The organism is Aureimonas flava (assembly GCF_003583935.1).
Lineage (GTDB): Bacteria > Pseudomonadota > Alphaproteobacteria > Rhizobiales > Rhizobiaceae > Aureimonas > Aureimonas flava.
Window position 1 is genome coordinate 279,594 of sequence record NZ_QYRN01000004.1, and the last position, 17,873, is coordinate 297,466.

Sequence of the window (17,873 nt, forward strand, 5' to 3'; positions counted from 1 at the left end):
GCTCCCATGCACATGCAACTTCGAACCAAGTCCAATGCCGGCGGCGGCGTCGATGTGGACGCCATCACGCGCGCGATCGAGCAGCGCGACGCGGCCGTTGCCGCACGCCTCGACGCCATCAAGAAGACGGCCGACGATGGCGCTACAAAGAGTCTCGTGTCGGAGGCGCGCCTCGATGAGCTCGAGCAGAAGCTCGCTCGCGGCTTCGGCGGCGGCGCGCCCGCCCGTGAGGAGACCTGGGGCGAGCAGTTCGTGAAGGGGATCGACCTCGAAGGCTTCCGCAACAACGTCCAGCGTCGGAAGCAGTCCGAAGGGCTGATCATGAAGACGACGATCACGTCGGGCGCGTCGTCCGGTGGCGCCTTGACGCAGCCCTACCGGGACGAGGCGGTGCTCCTGCCGCGCCGCCCGCTCCGCGTGCGCGACCTGATCCCGTCCATCAAGATCACGACGGGCGCGGTCGAGTACCCGAAGCAGACGGCGCGGTCGTCGGCGCCGGCCATGGTCGCCGAAGGGCAGCTCAAGCCCGAAAGCGCGATCAGCTTCACCATGCAGACGACGGCCGCGAAGGTGATCGCGCATTGGGTGCCGGCGTCACGTCAGATCCTCGACGACGCTTCGCAGCTCGCCGGGATCATCGATAGCGATCTTCGCTTCGGACTGGCGATGAAGGAGGACGAGCAGCTTCTGATGGGCTCGGGTTCCGGCGAGAACCTGCTCGGCATGATCACGCAGGCTACGGCCTACGCCGCGCCGTTCACCGTCAGCGGGCAGACGATCATCGATCAGGTCGGCCTCGCGATCCTTCAGACCGCGCTGACCGACTTCCCGCCGGACGGCATCATCATGCACCCGTCGGACTGGATGCGCATTCGCCTGACGAAGGATGCCGGCGGCAACTACATCTTCGGCAATCCGGCGACCAGCAGCACCGCGCTTTTATGGGGCCTCCCCGTCGTGGCCACGACCTCGATGCAGATCGACAAGTTCCTCTGCGGCTCGTTCCAGAACGCGGCGACGGTCTACGACCGATGGGAGCCTCGCGTCGAAATCAGCACGGAACATTCGGACTTCTTCGCGCGCAACCTGGTGGCGATCCTCGCCGAGGAACGCCTCGCCTTTGCGGTGAAGAACCCGAATGCGCTGGTCTACGGCGACTTCGGCTTTATCGCCTAACCGCCTTCGGAGCGCCTTCCCCCTCGCTCCGGACCCGGCGGCGGTCTGACGGTTTCCCAGACCGCCGCCACCTCCATCTTCCGGTGATGTTGCATACGGGGTTGCTCGAGCACTACGCCGTCCCGCCCACGGCGGCAATGTCTGCCGCGAACGGAGAGTGAACGGAACGTGGCGACGGTCCGCAGGGCATACCGGCTGAAGCTGTAACCGAACGCCGGGCAGCGCGTGGCTCTCGCACGGCACGCAGGCTCTTGCCGCTGGCTCTGGAACCACCTGCTCGATCTCCAGCGGAAGACGTACGAGCTGACGGGCAAGTTCGTCTTCTTTAACGACATGTCCAAGCTCCTGCCGGACCTGAAGCGGCAGGTCGAGTGGCTCGCCGACGCGCCAAGCAACGCGCTGGTGCGGGTTGCCAAGAACCTCGACCGCGCGCTCGGGGACTCGTTCCGCAGGGACGGGCCGCAGCGTGGCTTCCCCAAGTTCAAGGTGCGGGGCAAGTGCCGCGAGGCGTGGTACGCCATCGGCCAGGCCGTTAGGGTCGAGGGCGACAGGGTCTTTCTTCCGAAGGTCGGCGCGGTGGGCTTCCGCGCCGGCCGCCTGCCGGAGGGCCGCGTCGTCGTCGGCAACGTCCACCGCGTCGCTGACGAGTGGTTCGTGACGCTCCAGTGCGAGGTTGAGGAGCAGATCCCGGAGGTCGTCCCCGAGGCGGCCACCGTCGTTGCCGTCGACCTCGGACTGACGCGCCTGATGGTCGCCTCCGACGGCGTTCGGGTGAAGGCGCCGCGCCACCTGCGCGCCGCGCATAAGCGGCTGGCGCGGGCGCAGAGAGTGCTGATGCTCCGCAAGCGCGGCTCGGCGAACCGCGGGAAGAGGCGATGCGCGTGGCCCGCCTCCGCGCGAGGGTCGCGAACTGCCGCGCGGACGCGACGCACAAGGCGACCCGCTGCCTGGTCGACCGCGCGTCGGCCGTCGTCGCCAAGACGCTCGCCGTGGCGGGCAGGGGCCGCGGCTTGCGATTGGGGCTGTCGGTTGCCGACGCGAACCTCGGCGAGACGCTGCGGCAGGTCGGCTACAAGTGCGCTTGGGCGGGCAGACGCACCTCAAGGCGGACCGCCTCTTCGCCTCGACCCAGACCTGCTCGCGGTGCGGCGCGCGCAAGGAGAGCGGCGAGAAGCTGACGCTCTCGGAGCGCACCTTCCGTTGCGCGACCTGCGGCCATGTCGCGGACCGCGACGACAACGCCTCGCAGAACCTGAGGCACTACATGGTGGCGGCGTGTTGAGCGCCGTGCCGGCCCCGGCGAACATGGACGACGTAGGGCGGGTCACGCCCGAACGGGACGTGCCGAATGGCATGTCCGACGCCTGTGGAGATCCCTCCGCCGGGCCCTCGGCACCAGCCGTCGGCAGGCGCGCGTCGTTGAAGCGGGAAGTCGCTGCGGACGTGCGAGGGGCAAACCCTCGAGCAACCCCGTATGCAACATTACCATGAATCGAAACGACTGGATCGAGCTGGCGGACGGAACCGGATTTGTACGTTACCAGGACCTTTTGTATCCAAGAAGGGTGCTTCGATAAAAATGGATTTCGCAGCAGGAAGGGCGCCTCCGCAAACTACAACCGTTGGAGGATGCGAGCTATGATGGTCTAGATTTATCTCGTTGTTCGATGCCTTTTCGCGCACCTTCGGGTAGATTTTCGAAAAGCGCGTTGATGTGCTTTGGTTCGCTGATCATTTTCTCAACAATGAGATTGATCAGCCCGAAAAGCTTGAACGCGACGCTGCGATCGTCATCGATTGCAATCTGACCTGGATGAACCGCATTATTCCCTACGACCCGAACTACGTCCAGAGCCATTTGAATCCGTGTATCCAGCCCTTTGGCAACCAAGCTTCCAATATCTTTATTAATATCTCGGCCGTCGCCTCCGAGGTGTTTGCATAAACGTTGTAGACTAAGTCGCAGCAAGGCTGCTGCCCCACGTGGCGACAGATTTACGATTTCAGCTGCTTCGGTATAGTCTCTTTTAACATCGGCGGGCATGTCTTCAGTCGCGATGGGGGCGTCTGATGAGGGTGGATAGATTAACTTATTATCGATCCACACACTGGCTGCTCGACAGTTGAAACATCTCGCAAGATGCATATGATGGATATTGTAATGTGTGTAGGAAGAACTTTGTTCGAAAATTGGACCGCCAAGCTGTAGATCGTCAATAAATCTTTTCAGCTTTTCCCATTGGGCGTCATCCTCATGATCCTTACGGACCACCGTAGATGCAGCCTCTAAATCGATGAATGTTGGGGTCTTCTGCGGGCCCATTCCTTCCGCGCGGCACTCGAACCAAGATTGTGCGGCCAATGCATTACAATGCGGGCAGTTGAAAGCCGTCTTTGTCGTTGCTGGCGCTTCGAACCGCATATGCGCAATTTTCCCTAAACGTCAGGTGCACCCAAGGGCGTAATTATGACCGCCGAAGCAGCAGCACGAATCATATCCCTTCGTGTCGCGCGGCATGTTGCGTGGAGCCGCCGAGGGTAACGGGAAACCATTGGAAATCAACGAAACCAGTTTGCAACATGGTGCGACATGAAAGGCGCGGCTTTCGGCAATAACCTGTTGTTTTTGCTGGTGCCGGCTGAGGGGATTGAACCCCCGACCTTCGGTTTACAAAACCGCTGCTCTACCGCTGAGCTAAGCCGGCCACGCAGGCCGATCTATCACACGGGCGTCGCGCCCGCACCCGCATTTTTCCGCGCGCCGTTACCTCGGCCGCATGCACCGGTGCAGAGCGGCGACAAAAGCGCGGCGCGACGCTTTCAAGGCCCACGTTTTCGGGGCATAGGGTTTGCATCAGAACTGTGGGAGGAACCCGATGGATCGTCGCCAATTCATTCGCCGGGCCGGGGTCGTCGCCGGCGGTACCGTCGCCGGCGCGGGCCTTGCGGCACCGGCGCTCGCGCAGAGCGCGCCGACGCTGCGCTGGCGCATGACCTCGAGCTTTCCGAACACGCTCGACACGCTGTTCGGCTCCTCGCGCCTGTTCTCCGAGATGGTCTCCAAGCTCACCGACGGCCGGTTCACGATCGACGTGTTCCCGGCCGGCGAACTGGTGCCGGGCCTTCAGGCCCTGGACGCGACGCAGGACGGCACGGTGGAAGGGGCGCACACCGTGCTCTATTACTATGTCGGCAAGGACCCGACCTTCGCGATCGGCAGCTCGATCCCCTTCGGCCTGAACGCGCGCCAGCAGAACGCCTGGCTCTACAACGGCGGCGGCAACGAGGCGATCAATGAGTTCCTCACCCCCTACGGCGTGCGCGCCTATCCCGGCGGCAACACCGGCACGCAGATGGGCGGCTGGTTCCGCAAGGAAATCAACTCGCTCAACGATCTCCAGGGCCTGAAGATGCGCATCGCCGGCATCGCCGGGCAGGTGCTCGCACCGCTCGGCGTCGTGGCGCAGCAGCTCGCGGGCGGCGACGTGTACCCGGCGCTGGAGCGCGGCACGCTGGACGCGACGGAGTTCGTCGGCCCCTACGACGACGAGAAGCTCGGCTTCTATCAGGTCGCGCCGTACTACTACTACCCGGCGTTCTGGGAGGCTGGGCCCACCGTCCACTACATGTTCAACCAGTCGAAGTTCGACGAGCTGCCCGACGCCTACAAGTCGGCGCTGGAAGTCGCGGCGGCGGCCTGCAACACCCGCATGCTCGCCGACTACGACGTCAAGAACATGCGCGCGATCCGCTCGCTGGTGGGCAAGGGCGTGCAGCTCCGTCCGCTGCCGCGCGACGTGCTGGACGCGGCCCTCGCCTCCTCGCAGGACCTCTATGCCAAGCTCTCGGCATCCAATCCGAAGTGGAAGGCGATGTACGACCCGTGGAGCCAGTTCCGCACGCAGATCTACGAATGGTTCCGCGTCGCCGAGTTCACCAACGACACCTACAACTACAGCCAGCAGGCCGCCGGCCGCTGACGCTCAAAATCGCGTGAATGCTTCAGGCCGGCTCGGTGAGCCGGCCTTTTGCTTAGCTCATGCGATCGCTTGCACGCGATCGCCGCGTGGTCTCCAATGCCGATGTTTCGCTTCGAGGCGAATGGGAGGAGATCGCGTGAATCGCAGAAAGTTCATTCTCAACGCGGGCGCCGTCACGGGCGGCGCCGCGGCCAGCACGGTGCTCGCGGCACCGGCCATCGCCCAGGAGATGCCCAGCATCCGCTGGCGTCTGACGTCGAGCTTCCCCAACACGCTCGACACGATCTTCGGCGGTGCCAAGGCCCTGTCGACGGCCGTCTCCGAGATCACCGGGGGCAAGTTCACGATCGACGTGTTTCCGGCGGGCGAGCTGGTACCGGGCCTGCAGGCGCTGGATGCGGTCCAGGGTGGCACCGTCGAGGCGGCGCACACGGCCTGCTACTACTACGTCGGCAAGGACCCGACCTTCGCGATCGGCGCCACGATCCCCTTCGGCCTGAACGCGCGCCAGCAGAACGCCTGGCTCTACCACGGCGGGGGCAACGAAGCCTTCGACGAGTTCCTGTCCGGCTATTCCGTCAAGGGCCTGCCGGGCGGCAACACGGGCGTCCAGATGGGAGGCTGGTTCCGGCGCGAGATCAACTCCGTGGCCGACCTCAACGGCCTCAAGATGCGCATCGCGGGCTTGGCCGGCCGCGTGCTGGAGCCGCTCGGGGTGGTGCCGCAGCAGCTCGCGGGCGGCGACATCTACCCGGCGCTGGAGCGCGGAACCATCGACGCCACCGAATGGATCGGCCCCTACGACGACGAGAAGCTCGGCTTCTACCAGGTGGCGCCGTACTACTACTACCCGGCCTTCTGGGAGGGCGGGCTCACGCTGCACTTCCTGTTCAATAAGGCGAAGTACGACGAGCTTCCGGCGGCCTACAAGGCGGCGCTCGACACGGCGGCCAAGGCCGCCAACGTCAACATGCTGGCGCTCTACGACGCCAAGAACATGCAGGCGATCCGCTCGCTGGTGGGCAAGGGCGTGCAGCTCCGGCCGCTGCCGCGCGACATTCTCGACGCGTCCTACGATTCGGCGATGAAGCTCTACGCCTCGCTTTCGGAGAGCAATCCGAAGTGGAAGGCAATCTACGACCCGTGGAGCAAGTTCCGCACGGAGAGCTACGAGTGGTTCCGTGTCGCGGAATATTCCTACGACACCTACGTCTACAGCCAGCAGGCCGCTGGCAAGTAAGCGCGAGCGGTGCTGAACGAAAAGGGCCGGCGGAGCGATCCGCCGGCCCTTCTTCTTGGGCTCACTGCTGGGGCGCGGGGCTCCCGAAGCTCGGCGGCGCGGGCGTTGCCGGCGCGGGCGCGGGTCCCGTCGATGGCGCACCGAAGCTCGGGGCCGCCGGTGCGCCGAAGCTGGGCGGGGGCGGGGCCCCGAACGAGGGCGCCGCCGGGGCGCCGAAGGACGGAGGCGCCCCCATGCCGGCCGTCGGCGCGGCAGCGCCGGGCATGGGAACGTTGAGCTGGATGCTCGCCGGATCGACCACGCGCTCCTTCTTGAGGAAGAAGGTCACCGACTGAGGCCAGGCGATCAGGATCACCACGAGGATGAGCTGGAGCCCGAGCCAGGGAATGGCGCCGAGGTAGATGTCCGAGCTCTTCACGCTCGCCGGTGCGATGCCGCGCAGATAGAACAGCGCGAAGCCGAAGGGCGGGTGCATGAAGGCGGTCTGCATGTTCACGCACAGGAGCACGCCGAACCAGATCAGGTCGATACCGAGCGCGTGGGCGGCCGGCGCGAGCAGCGGCACGATGATGAAGGCGATCTCGAAGAAGTCGAGGAAGAACGCCACGAAGAACACGAAGACGTTGACGAAGATCAGGAAGCCGACCACGCCACCCGGGATGTGGGACAGGAGGTACTGGATCCAGTGGCCGCCATCCATGCCCTGGAACACCAGGCTGAACACGGTGGAGCCGATCAGGATGAAGACGACCATCGCCGTAAGGCGCATCGTCGTGGCCATCGCCTGACGCGTCAGCGTCCAGCTCAGGCGCCGGTGCAGCGCCGCCAGGAGGATCGCGCCCACCGAGCCCATCGCGCCGGCCTCCGTGGGCGTCGCAAGGCCGAGGAACATCGTTCCGAGCACCAGGAAGATCAGCGCCAGGCACGGCACCATGCCCTTGGCGACCTGCCACAGGAGCTCGGCTCCGCTTTTGGTGCGGGCCTCGGGCGGCAGCGGCGGCATCTTGTGTGGCTGCAGCTTCGACATCACGAAGATGAAGCCGAGGAACAGAAGGATCTGCAGCAGCGCCGGGCCGATTGCGCCGGCATACATGTCGCCCACCGAACGGCCGAGCTGGTCGGCCAGGATGATGAGCACGAGCGAGGGCGGAATGACCTGCGTGATCGTGCCCGAGGCGGCGATCACGCCGGTCGCCAGCCGCTTGTCGTAGCCGTAGCGCATCATCACCGGCAGCGACACCACGCCCATGGCGATGACCGAAGCGGCCACGGTGCCGGTGATCGCGCCCAGAACCGCGCCGACGAGAACCACGGCATAGGCGAGGCCGCCGGGCTTGGGGCCGAAGAGCTGCCCCGACCCTTCAAGCAGATCCTCCGCGAGGCCGCACCGCTCCAGGATGGCGCCCATGAAGGTGAAGAACGGAATCGCCAGGAGGAGATCGTTCGAGATCACCCCGTAGAATCGAAGCGGCAGCGCGTTGAGCAGCGCCGGGCTGAAATGGTCGAACGCGATGCCGAGCGCGCCGAACAGCAGGCCCACCGCCGCCAGCGAGAAGGCGACGGGAAAGCCCATCAGGAGAAAGACGATCATGCCGCCGAACATCAGCGGCGGCATCGGTCCGTATGCGAACATTCTGCTAGTTCCCCGCCTGGCCGCTTACTGGAGCGGCTTCTCGTATTTGGTTTCGATCGTGATGAGGCCGGCCAGCGCCGCGAACCGCTTCACCAGTTCCGACAAGCCCTGGAGGAACAGGAGGCCGAAGCCGAGCGGCAGGCTCGCCTTGGCGGGCCAGAGGATCAGGCCACCCGCGTTCATGGACGTTTCCCCGCTGAGGAAGGAGCGCCAGAAGAACGGGAAGGTCAGGGAGAACAGGTAGCCGATGACGGGCAGGAACAGGACGATGAAGCCGAAGATGTCGATCAAGAGCCGGCCCCGCGTGCCGAACGTTGAGTAGAGCAAGTCGACCCGCACGTGCTCGTTGAGGCGCAGCGTGTAGGACGCGCCCAGCAGCACGATGCCGGCGAACATGTACCACTGGATTTCCAGCAGCCCGTTCGAACTCATGTTCAAAGTGTAGCGGAGGAGGGCGTTGCCGGCGCTGATGAGAACCGCGAACAGAACAAGATATTCCGCGATCACCGCGAAGCCCGCGTTGAGCTTGTCGACGCCTCGGCTGAAGGCCAGAAGAAACCCCATCACCTCTCCTTCGATTGGGTCGCGGGCACACCGATCGTGGCAGACCTGCGACGCTCATGTGGCCTACGACAGCAAATGCTGGCAAGGCCAGACATTTTTCTCCGAGCGCAAATGGCGCGCACGCGCCGAGGCGAAAGGAGAGGCTACGAGGCGGGAGAGCGCGATGACACGGGCGCGGATGGAACGGCAGGCCGCCAGGGTGGCGGCCCTGTCGCGCGAGCTGCGGTTCGAGCTCCTGCTTCTGCGGCGGATGCGCGAGCGCGCGGCCGAGCGGGCGCCGCCGGAGGGGCAGGCCGCCCCACGGGCTTTCGGGTCGCTCGCCGAGGTCTATGCCGCCGCGCTCGCGCGCAGCGTCGAGGCGGCGGAAGGGTAACGGCGGGCCCGGGTCTACTTCCGCAGATGGCGGCGCGCCGCGTAGAGCGACACGGCGGCTGCGTTCGAGACGTTGAGCGAACGGATCGCACCGGGAACCTCGAGCCGCGCCAGGACGTCCACCGTCTCGCGCGTCTTCTGCCGCAGCCCCTTGCCCTCCGAGCCCAGAACCAGTGCCAGCCGGCCGCCGTCGAGCGCCGGCTCCAGTTCGTCATTGCCCGCCGAATCGAGGCCGATCGTCCGGAACCCGCGATCCTTCATCTCGCCCAACGCATCCGCGAGGTTGGTCACCTGGACATAGGCGATCAGCTCCAGCGCGCCGGACGCGGACTTCGCCAGCACCCCCGATTCCTGCGGCGAGTGGCGCGACGTGGTCACCACGGCACCCGCGCCGAACGCGACCGCCGAGCGCAGGATCGCCCCCACGTTGTGCGGATCGGTCACCTGGTCGAGCACGAGCACCAGATCGGTCTCCCCGAGGTCCGACAGGCGAGCGGGCTGCAGGGGCGCGGTTTCTAGGAGCACGCCCTGATGCACCGCGTCCGAGCCGAGCTCCTGGTCCAGGAAGCGCGGCTCTACGATCTCGACCGGGCAGGGCGGAGCCGCCTCGTCGAGTTCGAGGCGGTTCAGCGCGTTGCGCGTGACGTAGAGCTGGACGAATCGGCGGCGCGGATTGGCAAGGGCCGCCTGCACCGTATGGATGCCGTAGAGACGCACCCGGTCGGCCGGCGCGGGCTTTCCGGCATGCTGCGGCTTGCGCGGCCGCGACGGTTGCGCGGCGGCGGTTCCCGCCTGGTCGCGATGCGCCCGGCGCAGCCGTGCGTAGTGCGAGTCCTTCGGGGTGTGGCTCTTGGGTCGGTCGGTCATGCGCGGCATCTATCGGACTTCGGGGCCGTCGCAAAGCGGGGCGTTCGCGCATCGGTCATGCGGGCGTCATCCGCATGTTGACACGGAGCCGGCCTGTCGCCATAACGCCGCTCGAAGCGAACGGGACTTCCCGCCGCTTCCCGCGCCCCCCAAGGGCGCAGGGTGACCTGGAGGGATGCCCGAGTGGTTAAAGGGGACGGACTGTAAATCCGTTGGCTTAGCCTACGTTGGTTCAAATCCAACTCCCTCCACCATTCACCCACCCGGCGCGGGTATAGCTCAATGGTAGAGCAGCAGCCTTCCAAGCTGAATACGAGGGTTCGATTCCCTCTACCCGCTCCATCGTCCGATGCCGTCTTACGCGATCACGCGGTCCAGAGCCTGAACCCGACGCCGAAGGCGAGGGCGGTCAGCGCGTAGGCGAGAACCATCAGCGCCCCGTCGCGCACGAGGATGGCGAGGCCGAACGCGGCGATGGCGGCCATCGGAGCGGTGCTGGCGAACGGCACGAGTTCCAGCGGCGGCACCGTCAGGCACAGGAGGATGCACGCTACCGCGGCATCCTTGAGGAAGGGGCCACGCGTCAGCGGCGTCAGACGCCCACGAAACCAGCGATCCATGAAACGGGCACCCGGACGCAGCCAGCGCACCGCCGCGAGGAACTTGGCGGACGCGACGGAGCGTCGGCCGACGATTCCGGGCAGCCACATCGTCTCGCGGCCGAGAAGGATCTGAGCCGCGAACAGGACCACGATCGAGGCGATCAGGGTCGGCAGTCCCGGAACGCCGCCGATGGGAGACATCTCCAGAAGCGCGGGCACCAGAAGGAAAGGGCCGTAGCTGCGCGCGTCGAACGCTTCGACGATCGTCCTCAGCGTCACGGCGTCGCCCTCTGCCGCCACCCGCTCCAGTTCGTCCAGCGTCGCGCCGACGCCGCCGACCTCCGCCGTCACGAGCCGGCGTTCGTCATCGAGTGCTGGCTGCGTCATTCACTGCGGCGGCTTCATCTTCGCGGCCTCGGCGGCGCCGTCCTTGCTGGCGTGGCTGTGTCCCTGCTCGCGAATGTGGCGCTTGGCCTCTTCCAGGCTGATGCCGTGCTTGGCCGCCAGTTCCTCGGCTTCCGTGTCCGGCAGCGCGTGGCCGCTCTCTTCCATCGGCGTGTTGGACATCCTGTTTCTCCCTGCATGAACCGGGAGGGGAAACGCGCGGCTGGCCGCAAAGTGCCGGCCGTCGCCGGCCGCGATCCGCGCTTCCGCTTCACGGTTGCGCGACCCGTGCACCGGGTGCCGCTTGTGTTTCGCCCTGTCACTCGCTATGTCGCGGCCCTGTCGTGCTAGGCGCAAGGTAGAGATCATGGCGAAGAGCAAATTCGAGCGTAACAAGCCGCATGTGAACATCGGGACGATTGGTCACGTTGATCACGGGAAGACGTCGTTGACGGCTGCGATCACGAAGTACTTTGGCGAGTTCCGCGCGTACGACCAGATCGACGCGGCGCCGGAGGAGAAGGCTCGCGGCATCACGATTTCGACGGCGCATGTGGAGTACGAGACGGAGAACCGTCACTACGCGCACGTGGACTGCCCGGGTCACGCGGACTACGTGAAGAACATGATCACGGGCGCGGCGCAGATGGACGGCGCGATCCTGGTGTGTTCGGCGGCGGACGGCCCGATGCCGCAGACGCGCGAGCACATCCTCCTGGCGCGCCAGGTTGGCGTTCCGGCGATCGTGGTGTTCCTGAACAAGGTGGACCAGGTCGACGACGCGGAGCTTCTGGAGCTGGTGGAGCTCGAGGTCCGCGAGCTTCTGTCGTCCTACGACTTCCCGGGCGACGACATTCCGATCGTGAAGGGCTCGGCGCTGGCGGCGCTGGAGGACTCCAACAAGGAGATCGGCGAGGACGCGGTGCGTCAGCTGATGAAGGAGGTCGACGCCTACATCCCGACGCCGGAGCGTCCGGTTGACCAGCCGTTCCTGATGCCGATCGAGGACGTGTTCTCGATCTCGGGCCGCGGCACGGTGGTGACGGGCCGCGTGGAGCGCGGGATCGTGAAGGTGGGCGAGGAAGTCGAGATCGTGGGCATCCGCGACTCGAAGAAGACGACGGTGACGGGCGTCGAGATGTTCCGCAAGCTTCTGGACCAGGGGCAGGCGGGCGACAACATCGGCGCGCTGGTTCGCGGCGTGGACCGCGAGGGCGTTGAGCGCGGCCAGGTTCTGTGCAAGCCGGGTTCGGTGAAGCCGCACACGCGCTTCATGGCGGAGGCGTACATCCTGACCAAGGAGGAGGGCGGACGCCACACGCCGTTCTTCACGAACTACCGTCCGCAGTTCTACTTCCGCACGACGGACGTGACGGGCGTGGTGACGCTGCCCGAGGGCACCGAGATGGTGATGCCGGGCGACAACGTGACGATGGACGTCAAGCTGATCGTTCCGATCGCCATGGAGGAGAAGCTGCGCTTCGCCATCCGCGAGGGCGGCCGCACCGTCGGCGCCGGCATCGTCGCCAGCATCGTCGAGTAAGTCTCGAACGTCGAACCGCATGCGAACGGGCCCTTCGGGGCCCGTTTTCGTTTGTGCCGCCCCGCCAGATTGGAGGCGTTCTCGCTTGTTCCGGGCGGGGCACGGTTCTAGAAGCTTGGGCGAACGGAAAGGGAAGCATCCATGGCTGCCGAGATCGCGCGCGTCTTCATCGGTTTCGATTCCAAGGAGGTCGTCGCCTACCACGTGCTGGCGCAGAGCATCATCGAGCACGCCTCGATGCCGGTCATGTTCTGCCCGATCGTGCTGCCGCACCTCGAAGGCACGTTCACCCGGGAGCGCAACGCTCTCCAGTCGACCGAATTCTCCTTCTCGCGCTTCCTGGTCCCGTACCTCTCGCACTACGAGGGCTGGAGCCTGTTCATGGACTGCGACATGCTGATGCGTGCGGACATCGCCGAACTCTGGGCGCTGCGCGACGAAAACGCGGCCGTGATGTGCGTCCAGCACGACTACCAGCCCAAGGTCGAGACCAAGTTCCTGGGTCAGGTGCAGACCAAGTACGAGAAAAAGAACTGGTCGAGCGTGATGCTCTTCAACAACGCCAAGTGCCGCGCGCTATCGCCCGACTTCGTCAACACCGCCACCGGGCTCGAGCTTCACCAGTTCAAGTGGCTGGAGAACGACGGCCAGATCGGCGAGCTGCCCGCCGCCTGGAACTGGCTGGTCAACGAATACGACCACGACCCGGCCGCCAAGAACGTCCACTTCACCGACGGCGGCCCGTATTTCGACGAGTACCGCGACGACGACTACGCCGAGGAATGGTTCGCGATGCGCGACCGGGTGCTCGACGTCACGCAGCGCGCGCCGAAGGCCTGAACGCGTGAGCGACGCGCTGCCGCTGGAGGGCGATGCGCAGGCGGCGGAACGCTGGGCCGCCGTCTTCGCCCGCTACCCCACCGTGGTGCTCGTCGCCAACAGCGATGCCGTGCGGATCGGCGACCTCCGCCTGCGATACGGGCCGGACGCGCTCTTCGTCTTCTTCAACAAGGTCTACAAGGTGCTGGACACCCCGTTCGACGGGGCGTGCCTCCTCGTCGCGCGCTCCAGCCGCGCGGGCGCCAACATCGTCTACCGCCGGGAGGTCGAGGACGTGCTGCGTCTCGTGCGCGGGCCTCGCTTCCTGGGCATCTGCAACCTTCGCTCCGGCCGCCACGAACGCTTCAGCGCGCCGGCGGAGTTCGGTGGGGCCGTGCCGGTCGGGCATCTGGACATGGCGGGCGCCATGGACGGCTTCTATCCATCCGATCAGGTCGCCACGAGCGGCTTCGCCTTGGCGCTGTTCCTGGTCGAGCGTTGCGCCGGCACGCGCATCGTGCTGGCCGGGTTCACGGCGCGCCGCTCCCGGCGCTGGAAGCTCTTCACGGACCACGACTGGACCTTCGAGCAGATCGTCCAGCGGCTTCTCCTGCGGGAGGGGCGAATCGAGACGGCGGGTGTCGCCGGCGACGATCTGTTTGGCGCGATCGCGCGCCGGTTCCCAGACGTCTCGCGCGCGGAGGTCGCGCTGGTGTCGGCCGAGGTGCTGGCCGAGCGGCTGGACGGCGCGAATGCCGCGATCGACGATCTCCTTCGCACGACCCGGACGCAGCGGCGTTTCGCCGACTGGTTGCGCTCGATGAAGCCCAAGACGCGGAAAGCGAGGATCGCCGAGCGGGACGCGGCCGAGGGGCGGGGATAGAGCTTGCCAAACGGGCGCGTCCGCATTATTCGAGGACCCGCTTCGGCACACAGGGGTATAGCTCAGTTGGTAGAGCGGCGGTCTCCAAAACCGCAGGTCGGGGGTTCGAGCCCCTCTGCCCCTGCCATGGATCTTCCGCGCAAATTGTCCACCCCTTGCCCCTTGTGAATCACGGGGGCTCCGGTTATGTAGAGCTTAACAGACACGTGGCGCGTGGGGCTGGCCGTCCAGCTTTTGCGCGCCCGCAGTCGTGAGCGGTACATGGCATCCAGGACTAACCCATTCACGTTCCTCCAGCAGGTCCGCTCCGAGGTCGCCAAGGTGACCTGGCCGACCCGCCGCGAGACGCTCATCTCGACGGTCATGGTGTTCGTCATGGTCGCCTTCGCCGCCGCGTTCCTCTTCGTGGCGGACCAGCTGATCGCCTTCGTGATCGGCTACATCATGAGCGCCGGCCGCTGATCGCCGGACAGAAGCAGGAATTCAATGACCGCTCGCTGGTACATCGTCCACGCCTATTCGAACTTCGAGAAGAAGGTCGCCGAGTCGATCGAGGAACAGGCTCGCCAGAAGGGCCTGTCGGAGAAGTTCGAGAAGATCCTCGTTCCGACCGAGAAGGTGGTCGAGGTGCGGCGCGGCCGTAAGGTCGATTCGGAGCGCAAGTTCTTTCCGGGCTACGTGCTCGTGAAGGCCGAGCTGACGGACCAGGTGTTCTCGCTCATCAAGAACACGCCGAAGGTCACCGGCTTCCTGGGCCCCGACAACCGCCCGGTGCCGATCTCGGAAGCCGAGGCGAACCACATCCTGAACCAGGTTCAGGAAGGCGTGGAGCGCCCCAAGGCGACGGTGCTGTTCGACGTGGGCGAGCAGGTGCGCGTGTCCGACGGTCCGTTCGCCTCGTTCAACGGCGTCGTCCAGGAAGTCGACCAGGAGCGCGCGCGGCTCAAGGTGGAGGTGTCCATCTTCGGGCGCGCGACGCCGGTGGATCTCGAATTCGGTCAGGTCGAGAAGGTCTGACCGGGAAGGGCGGCTTCGCCGTCCGAACCCCGTGCGGAAGGCGGACATGGCTCAAGCCGGCCATGTCGGAGCCGCACCGCACTCCTGCGTGGCCGCTGCGGCGGCCGAACGACCGGTTCGCCGGTCCAAGATGAAGGCAGAAGCGAATGGCTAAGAAAGTAGCGGGCCAGCTCAAGCTGCAGGTCAAGGCCGGCTCGGCGACCCCGTCGCCGCCAATCGGTCCTGCGCTGGGTCAGCGCGGCATCAACATCATGGAGTTCTGCAAGGCGTTCAACGCGCAGACCCAGGAGATGGAGAAGGGGTCCCCCGTCCCGGTGGTGATCACCTACTACGTCGACAAGTCCTTCACCTTCGTGATGAAGACGGCTCCCGTGAGCTTCTTCCTCAAGAAGGCCGCCGGGCTGACCAGCGGCTCCAAGGAGCCCGGCAAGGTCAAGGCCGGCACGGTCACGCAGGCCCAGGTCCGCGAGATCGCCGAGAAGAAGATGAAGGATCTGAACGCGAACGACGTCGATGCGGCGATGGCGATGGTTCTGGGCTCCGCCCGTTCCATGGGCCTGGAAGTGGTGGGCTGAAGACCATGGCGAAGATTGGCAAGCGCATCACGAAGGCTCGTGAGGGCATCGATCGCGAGAAGCTGTACGACCTGTCCGAGGCCGTCTCGCTTCTGAAGGATCGCGCGTCGGCGAAGTTCGACGAGACGATCGAAGTCGCGATGAACCTCGGCGTCGATCCGCGCCACGCCGACCAGATGGTCCGCGGCGTCGTCAACCTGCCGAACGGCACCGGCCGCACGGTCCGCGTGGCCGTGTTCGCTCGCGGCGACAAGGCGGAGGAGGCCAAGGCCGCCGGCGCCGACATCGTGGGTGCCGAGGATCTGGTGGAGAAGGTGCAGGGCGGTCAGATCGACTTCGACCGCGCCATCGCGACCCCGGACATGATGGGCCTCGTCGGTCGTCTCGGTAAGGTGCTCGGCCCGCGCGGCCTGATGCCGAACCCGCGCGTCGGCACCGTGACGCCCGACGTCGCGGCGGCCGTGAAGGCCTCCAAGGGCGGCGCCGTCGAGTTCCGCGTCGAGAAGGCGGGCATCGTTCACGCCGGCATCGGCAAGGCGAGCTTCGGCGCCGAGGCTCTGCTGGAGAACATCCGCGCCTTTGCCGACGCGGTCCAGAAGGCCAAGCCGACCGGCGCCAAGGGCAACTACGTCCAGCGCGTCGCCGTGTCCTCGACCATGGGCCCGGGCATCAAGATCGATCCCTCGACCGTTCGCGCGGCCGAGTAGGTTTGAATCCGGGACGCCGTCGACCTATCTCGGCGGCTTCCCTCAACATTTCCGCGCGGCATCGGCCGGGCGGAAAAGGACGAAGGCTCCGGCCTTCGTCTTCCTGTCCGAGATTGCGGGCGATGGAGCGGTCAGCCGGCCGATCCCTCTTAATCGCCAAGCCCGCATGAGACGGGGAAAGATCCGAATTCGTTGGCCTCGCGGCCGATACCTTCGGTTCGAACCTCTGAATGCCTTGCTGCGACTGCCGGTTCCATCGCGGAATCCAGAAGCCAAGGGGACAGGATCCTCGAGCGTCGTCCGGTTCGCCGGGCGGCAAACGGCAACCGGAGTGCAGCCGCAAGGGTGCGCTCCAACTGGAGAGTGGCAGTGGACAGAGCGGAAAAGCGCGAGTTCGTCACGGAGCTGAACGAGACCTTCAAGGCCTCGGGCGCGATCGTGGTGGCTCGTTACGCCGGTCTCACCGTCGCGCAGATGAACGACCTTCGGTCGAAGATGCGCGCGCAGGGTGGCACCGTCAAAGTCGCGAAGAACCGCCTCGCCCAAATCGCTCTTCAAGGCACGGACGCCGAGACGATCCAGGGATTGTTTCAGGGCCAGACCCTGATCGCCTATTCCACGGATCCGATCGCGGCGCCGAAGGTGGCCAACGACTTCGCCAAGGGCAACGACAAGCTCGTGATCCTCGGCGGCGCCATGGGCACCACCGCCCTCGATGCGGAAGGGGTGAAGGCTTTGGCCGCCCTTCCGTCGCTCGACGAACTGCGTGGCAAGCTGGTGGGCATGATCCAGACCCCGGCGACCCGCATCGCAGGCGTCGTTGCAGCGCCCGCGGCTCAGCTCGCGCGCGTTTTCGCGGCGTATGCCAAGAAGGACGAAGCGGCGTGAGGCTCGTTCCTCAGCTAATTCAGAACATTCGAACCGTAAAGGAAGACTACAATGGCTGATCTCGCCAAGATCGTTGAAGACCTGTCGGCCCTGACCGTCCTCGAGGCCGCCGAGCTCTCGAAGATGCTCGAAGAGAAGTGGGGCGTCTCCGCCGCCGCTCCGGTCGCCGTCGCCGCCGCCGGTGGCGCTGGCCCGGTTGCCGAGGTCGAGGAGAAGACCGAGTTCGACGTGATCCTCGCCGACGCCGGCGCGAACAAGATCAACGTCATCAAGGAAGTCCGTGCGATCACGGGTCTCGGCCTCAAGGAAGCCAAGGACTTGGTCGACGGCGCTCCGAAGCCGGTCAAGGAAGGCGCCACGAAGGACGAGGCCGCCAAGATCAAGGACCAGCTCGAGAAGGCTGGCGCGAAGGTCGACGTCAAGTAAGACGGCCTTCGGGCGTCTTGCATCAGAAACTGGCGGGCGGGGCGGCAGTTTGCCGTTCCGCCTTCCGTGCTCGGATCGAGCGAACGGCCATGACGGCCTCCCGCGATCCGATGCCCACGTGTTCCGAACCCATGGCCTCCCTGGCTTCGGAAGACGCGGGCGAGCCGCTTCGGCGGCGCTGACGGCCCGGCTTTCGC

General features: G+C 65.8%; 20 protein-coding genes, 4 tRNA genes and 1 pseudogene. 18 read left to right on the forward strand and 7 right to left on the reverse strand.

Annotated features, from left to right (window positions below; all coding sequences use genetic code 11):
• The first annotated feature begins 6 nt into the window (after nt 1-6).
• The 3 genes and pseudogenes from D3218_RS09035 to D3218_RS19710 all read left to right on the forward strand — a co-directional run bounded on the left by D3218_RS09035 (nt 7) and on the right by D3218_RS19710 (nt 2,458).
• Entirely contained in the window at nt 7-1,176 is a 1,170-nt protein-coding gene (locus D3218_RS09035; RefSeq protein ID WP_119539688.1) for a phage major capsid protein, read from the forward strand.
• Nucleotides 1,177-1,395: 219 nt separating this feature from the next.
• Nucleotides 1,396-2,040: pseudogene (locus tag D3218_RS20360) on the forward strand (RNA-guided endonuclease InsQ/TnpB family protein); the annotation flags it as partial.
• A 217-nt stretch (nt 2,041-2,257) separates the two neighbouring features.
• Complete coding sequence (locus tag D3218_RS19710; protein ID WP_168990468.1) at nt 2,258-2,458, forward strand: zinc ribbon domain-containing protein; 201 nt, start codon at nt 2,258-2,260, stop codon at nt 2,456-2,458.
• Nucleotides 2,459-2,812: 354 nt separating this feature from the next.
• Here D3218_RS19710 and D3218_RS09055 read toward each other — a convergent pair whose 3' ends face one another.
• Together D3218_RS09055 and D3218_RS09060 are read right to left on the reverse strand one after the other, a co-directional pair.
• Nucleotides 2,813-3,598: a DUF4145 domain-containing protein gene (locus D3218_RS09055; protein ID WP_119539690.1), complete on the reverse strand. Its 786-nt coding sequence runs from the start codon at nt 3,596-3,598 to the stop codon at nt 2,813-2,815.
• A 208-nt stretch (nt 3,599-3,806) separates the two neighbouring features.
• Nucleotides 3,807-3,881, reverse strand: a tRNA-Thr gene (locus D3218_RS09060).
• Nucleotides 3,882-4,052: 171 nt separating this feature from the next.
• Between D3218_RS09060 and D3218_RS09065 the strand changes: the two genes are divergently transcribed.
• Together D3218_RS09065 and D3218_RS09070 are read left to right on the forward strand one after the other, a co-directional pair.
• A complete protein-coding gene (locus D3218_RS09065; protein ID WP_119539692.1) occupies nt 4,053-5,156 on the forward strand; it encodes a TRAP transporter substrate-binding protein in 1,104 nt (367 codons plus the stop codon).
• A 121-nt stretch (nt 5,157-5,277) separates the two neighbouring features.
• A complete protein-coding gene (locus tag D3218_RS09070) occupies nt 5,278-6,396 on the forward strand; it encodes a TRAP transporter substrate-binding protein (RefSeq protein WP_119539694.1) in 1,119 nt (372 codons plus the stop codon).
• Between the two features lie 61 nt (nt 6,397-6,457).
• On the opposite strand, the gene D3218_RS09075 is transcribed toward D3218_RS09070, so the two are convergent.
• Together D3218_RS09075 and D3218_RS09080 are read right to left on the reverse strand one after the other, a co-directional pair.
• Nucleotides 6,458-8,029, reverse strand: coding sequence for a TRAP transporter large permease (locus D3218_RS09075; protein WP_119539696.1), 1,572 nt, complete (start codon nt 8,027-8,029; stop codon nt 6,458-6,460).
• A 24-nt stretch (nt 8,030-8,053) separates the two neighbouring features.
• A complete protein-coding gene (locus D3218_RS09080; RefSeq protein WP_119539698.1) occupies nt 8,054-8,593 on the reverse strand; it encodes a TRAP transporter small permease subunit in 540 nt (179 codons plus the stop codon).
• A 163-nt stretch (nt 8,594-8,756) separates the two neighbouring features.
• On the opposite strand from D3218_RS09080, the gene D3218_RS09085 reads away from it, so the two are divergent.
• A complete protein-coding gene (locus tag D3218_RS09085; protein ID WP_136625078.1) occupies nt 8,757-8,966 on the forward strand; it encodes a hypothetical protein in 210 nt (69 codons plus the stop codon).
• 14 nt (nt 8,967-8,980) lie between these two features.
• Here D3218_RS09085 and rlmB read toward each other — a convergent pair whose 3' ends face one another.
• Complete coding sequence (gene rlmB / locus D3218_RS09090) at nt 8,981-9,832, reverse strand: 23S rRNA (guanosine(2251)-2'-O)-methyltransferase RlmB (RefSeq protein ID WP_119539899.1); 852 nt, start codon at nt 9,830-9,832, stop codon at nt 8,981-8,983.
• Between the two features lie 169 nt (nt 9,833-10,001).
• Here rlmB and D3218_RS09095 point away from each other — a divergent pair.
• Nucleotides 10,002-10,086 (forward strand) — tRNA-Tyr (locus tag D3218_RS09095).
• 14 nt (nt 10,087-10,100) lie between these two features.
• Nucleotides 10,101-10,174, forward strand: a tRNA-Gly gene (locus D3218_RS09100).
• 23 nt (nt 10,175-10,197) lie between these two features.
• Here D3218_RS09100 and D3218_RS09105 read toward each other — a convergent pair.
• Nucleotides 10,198-10,821: an exopolysaccharide biosynthesis protein gene (locus D3218_RS09105; protein ID WP_119539701.1), complete on the reverse strand. Its 624-nt coding sequence runs from the start codon at nt 10,819-10,821 to the stop codon at nt 10,198-10,200.
• The gene (locus tag D3218_RS09110) at nt 10,822-11,001 is read right to left on the reverse strand and encodes a hypothetical protein (protein ID WP_119539702.1); all 180 of its coding nucleotides are present in this window, start codon (nt 10,999-11,001) and stop codon (nt 10,822-10,824) included.
• Between the two features lie 184 nt (nt 11,002-11,185).
• On the opposite strand from D3218_RS09110, the gene tuf reads away from it, so the two are divergent.
• The 10 genes from tuf (at nt 11,186) to rplL (ending at nt 17,676) form a co-directional block, all read left to right on the forward strand.
• Nucleotides 11,186-12,361: an elongation factor Tu gene (gene tuf / locus D3218_RS09115; RefSeq protein WP_119539704.1), complete on the forward strand. Its 1,176-nt coding sequence runs from the start codon at nt 11,186-11,188 to the stop codon at nt 12,359-12,361.
• Nucleotides 12,362-12,502: 141 nt separating this feature from the next.
• Nucleotides 12,503-13,201: a glycosyltransferase family protein gene (locus tag D3218_RS09120; protein ID WP_119539705.1), complete on the forward strand. Its 699-nt coding sequence runs from the start codon at nt 12,503-12,505 to the stop codon at nt 13,199-13,201.
• A gap of 4 nt (nt 13,202-13,205) precedes the next feature.
• On the forward strand, nt 13,206-14,063 hold the full coding sequence (locus D3218_RS19715) for a 3-deoxy-manno-octulosonate cytidylyltransferase (protein ID WP_168990469.1): 858 nt from the start codon (nt 13,206-13,208) through the stop codon (nt 14,061-14,063).
• Between the two features lie 51 nt (nt 14,064-14,114).
• A tRNA-Trp gene (locus tag D3218_RS09130) sits at nt 14,115-14,190 on the forward strand.
• Nucleotides 14,191-14,324: 134 nt separating this feature from the next.
• On the forward strand, nt 14,325-14,525 hold the full coding sequence (secE, locus tag D3218_RS09135; protein ID WP_119539707.1) for a preprotein translocase subunit SecE: 201 nt from the start codon (nt 14,325-14,327) through the stop codon (nt 14,523-14,525).
• A 24-nt stretch (nt 14,526-14,549) separates the two neighbouring features.
• The gene (gene nusG / locus D3218_RS09140) at nt 14,550-15,080 is read left to right on the forward strand and encodes a transcription termination/antitermination protein NusG (protein ID WP_061938778.1); all 531 of its coding nucleotides are present in this window, start codon (nt 14,550-14,552) and stop codon (nt 15,078-15,080) included.
• A gap of 146 nt (nt 15,081-15,226) precedes the next feature.
• Nucleotides 15,227-15,655: a 50S ribosomal protein L11 gene (gene rplK / locus D3218_RS09145; RefSeq protein ID WP_119539708.1), complete on the forward strand. Its 429-nt coding sequence runs from the start codon at nt 15,227-15,229 to the stop codon at nt 15,653-15,655.
• Nucleotides 15,656-15,660: 5 nt separating this feature from the next.
• Nucleotides 15,661-16,362, forward strand: a complete 702-nt coding sequence (gene rplA, locus D3218_RS09150) for a 50S ribosomal protein L1 (RefSeq protein ID WP_119539710.1) — start codon at nt 15,661-15,663, stop codon at nt 16,360-16,362.
• 369 nt (nt 16,363-16,731) lie between these two features.
• Nucleotides 16,732-17,250 (forward strand): 50S ribosomal protein L10, encoded by a 519-nt coding sequence (rplJ, locus tag D3218_RS09155; RefSeq protein WP_119539711.1) that lies wholly within the window; start codon nt 16,732-16,734, stop codon nt 17,248-17,250.
• Nucleotides 17,251-17,301: 51 nt separating this feature from the next.
• Nucleotides 17,302-17,676 carry a 50S ribosomal protein L7/L12 gene (gene rplL, locus D3218_RS09160; protein WP_119539713.1) on the forward strand — a complete coding sequence of 125 codons (375 nt, stop codon included), beginning with the start codon at nt 17,302-17,304 and terminating at the stop codon, nt 17,674-17,676.
• Nucleotides 17,677-17,873: the final 197 nt, after the last annotated feature.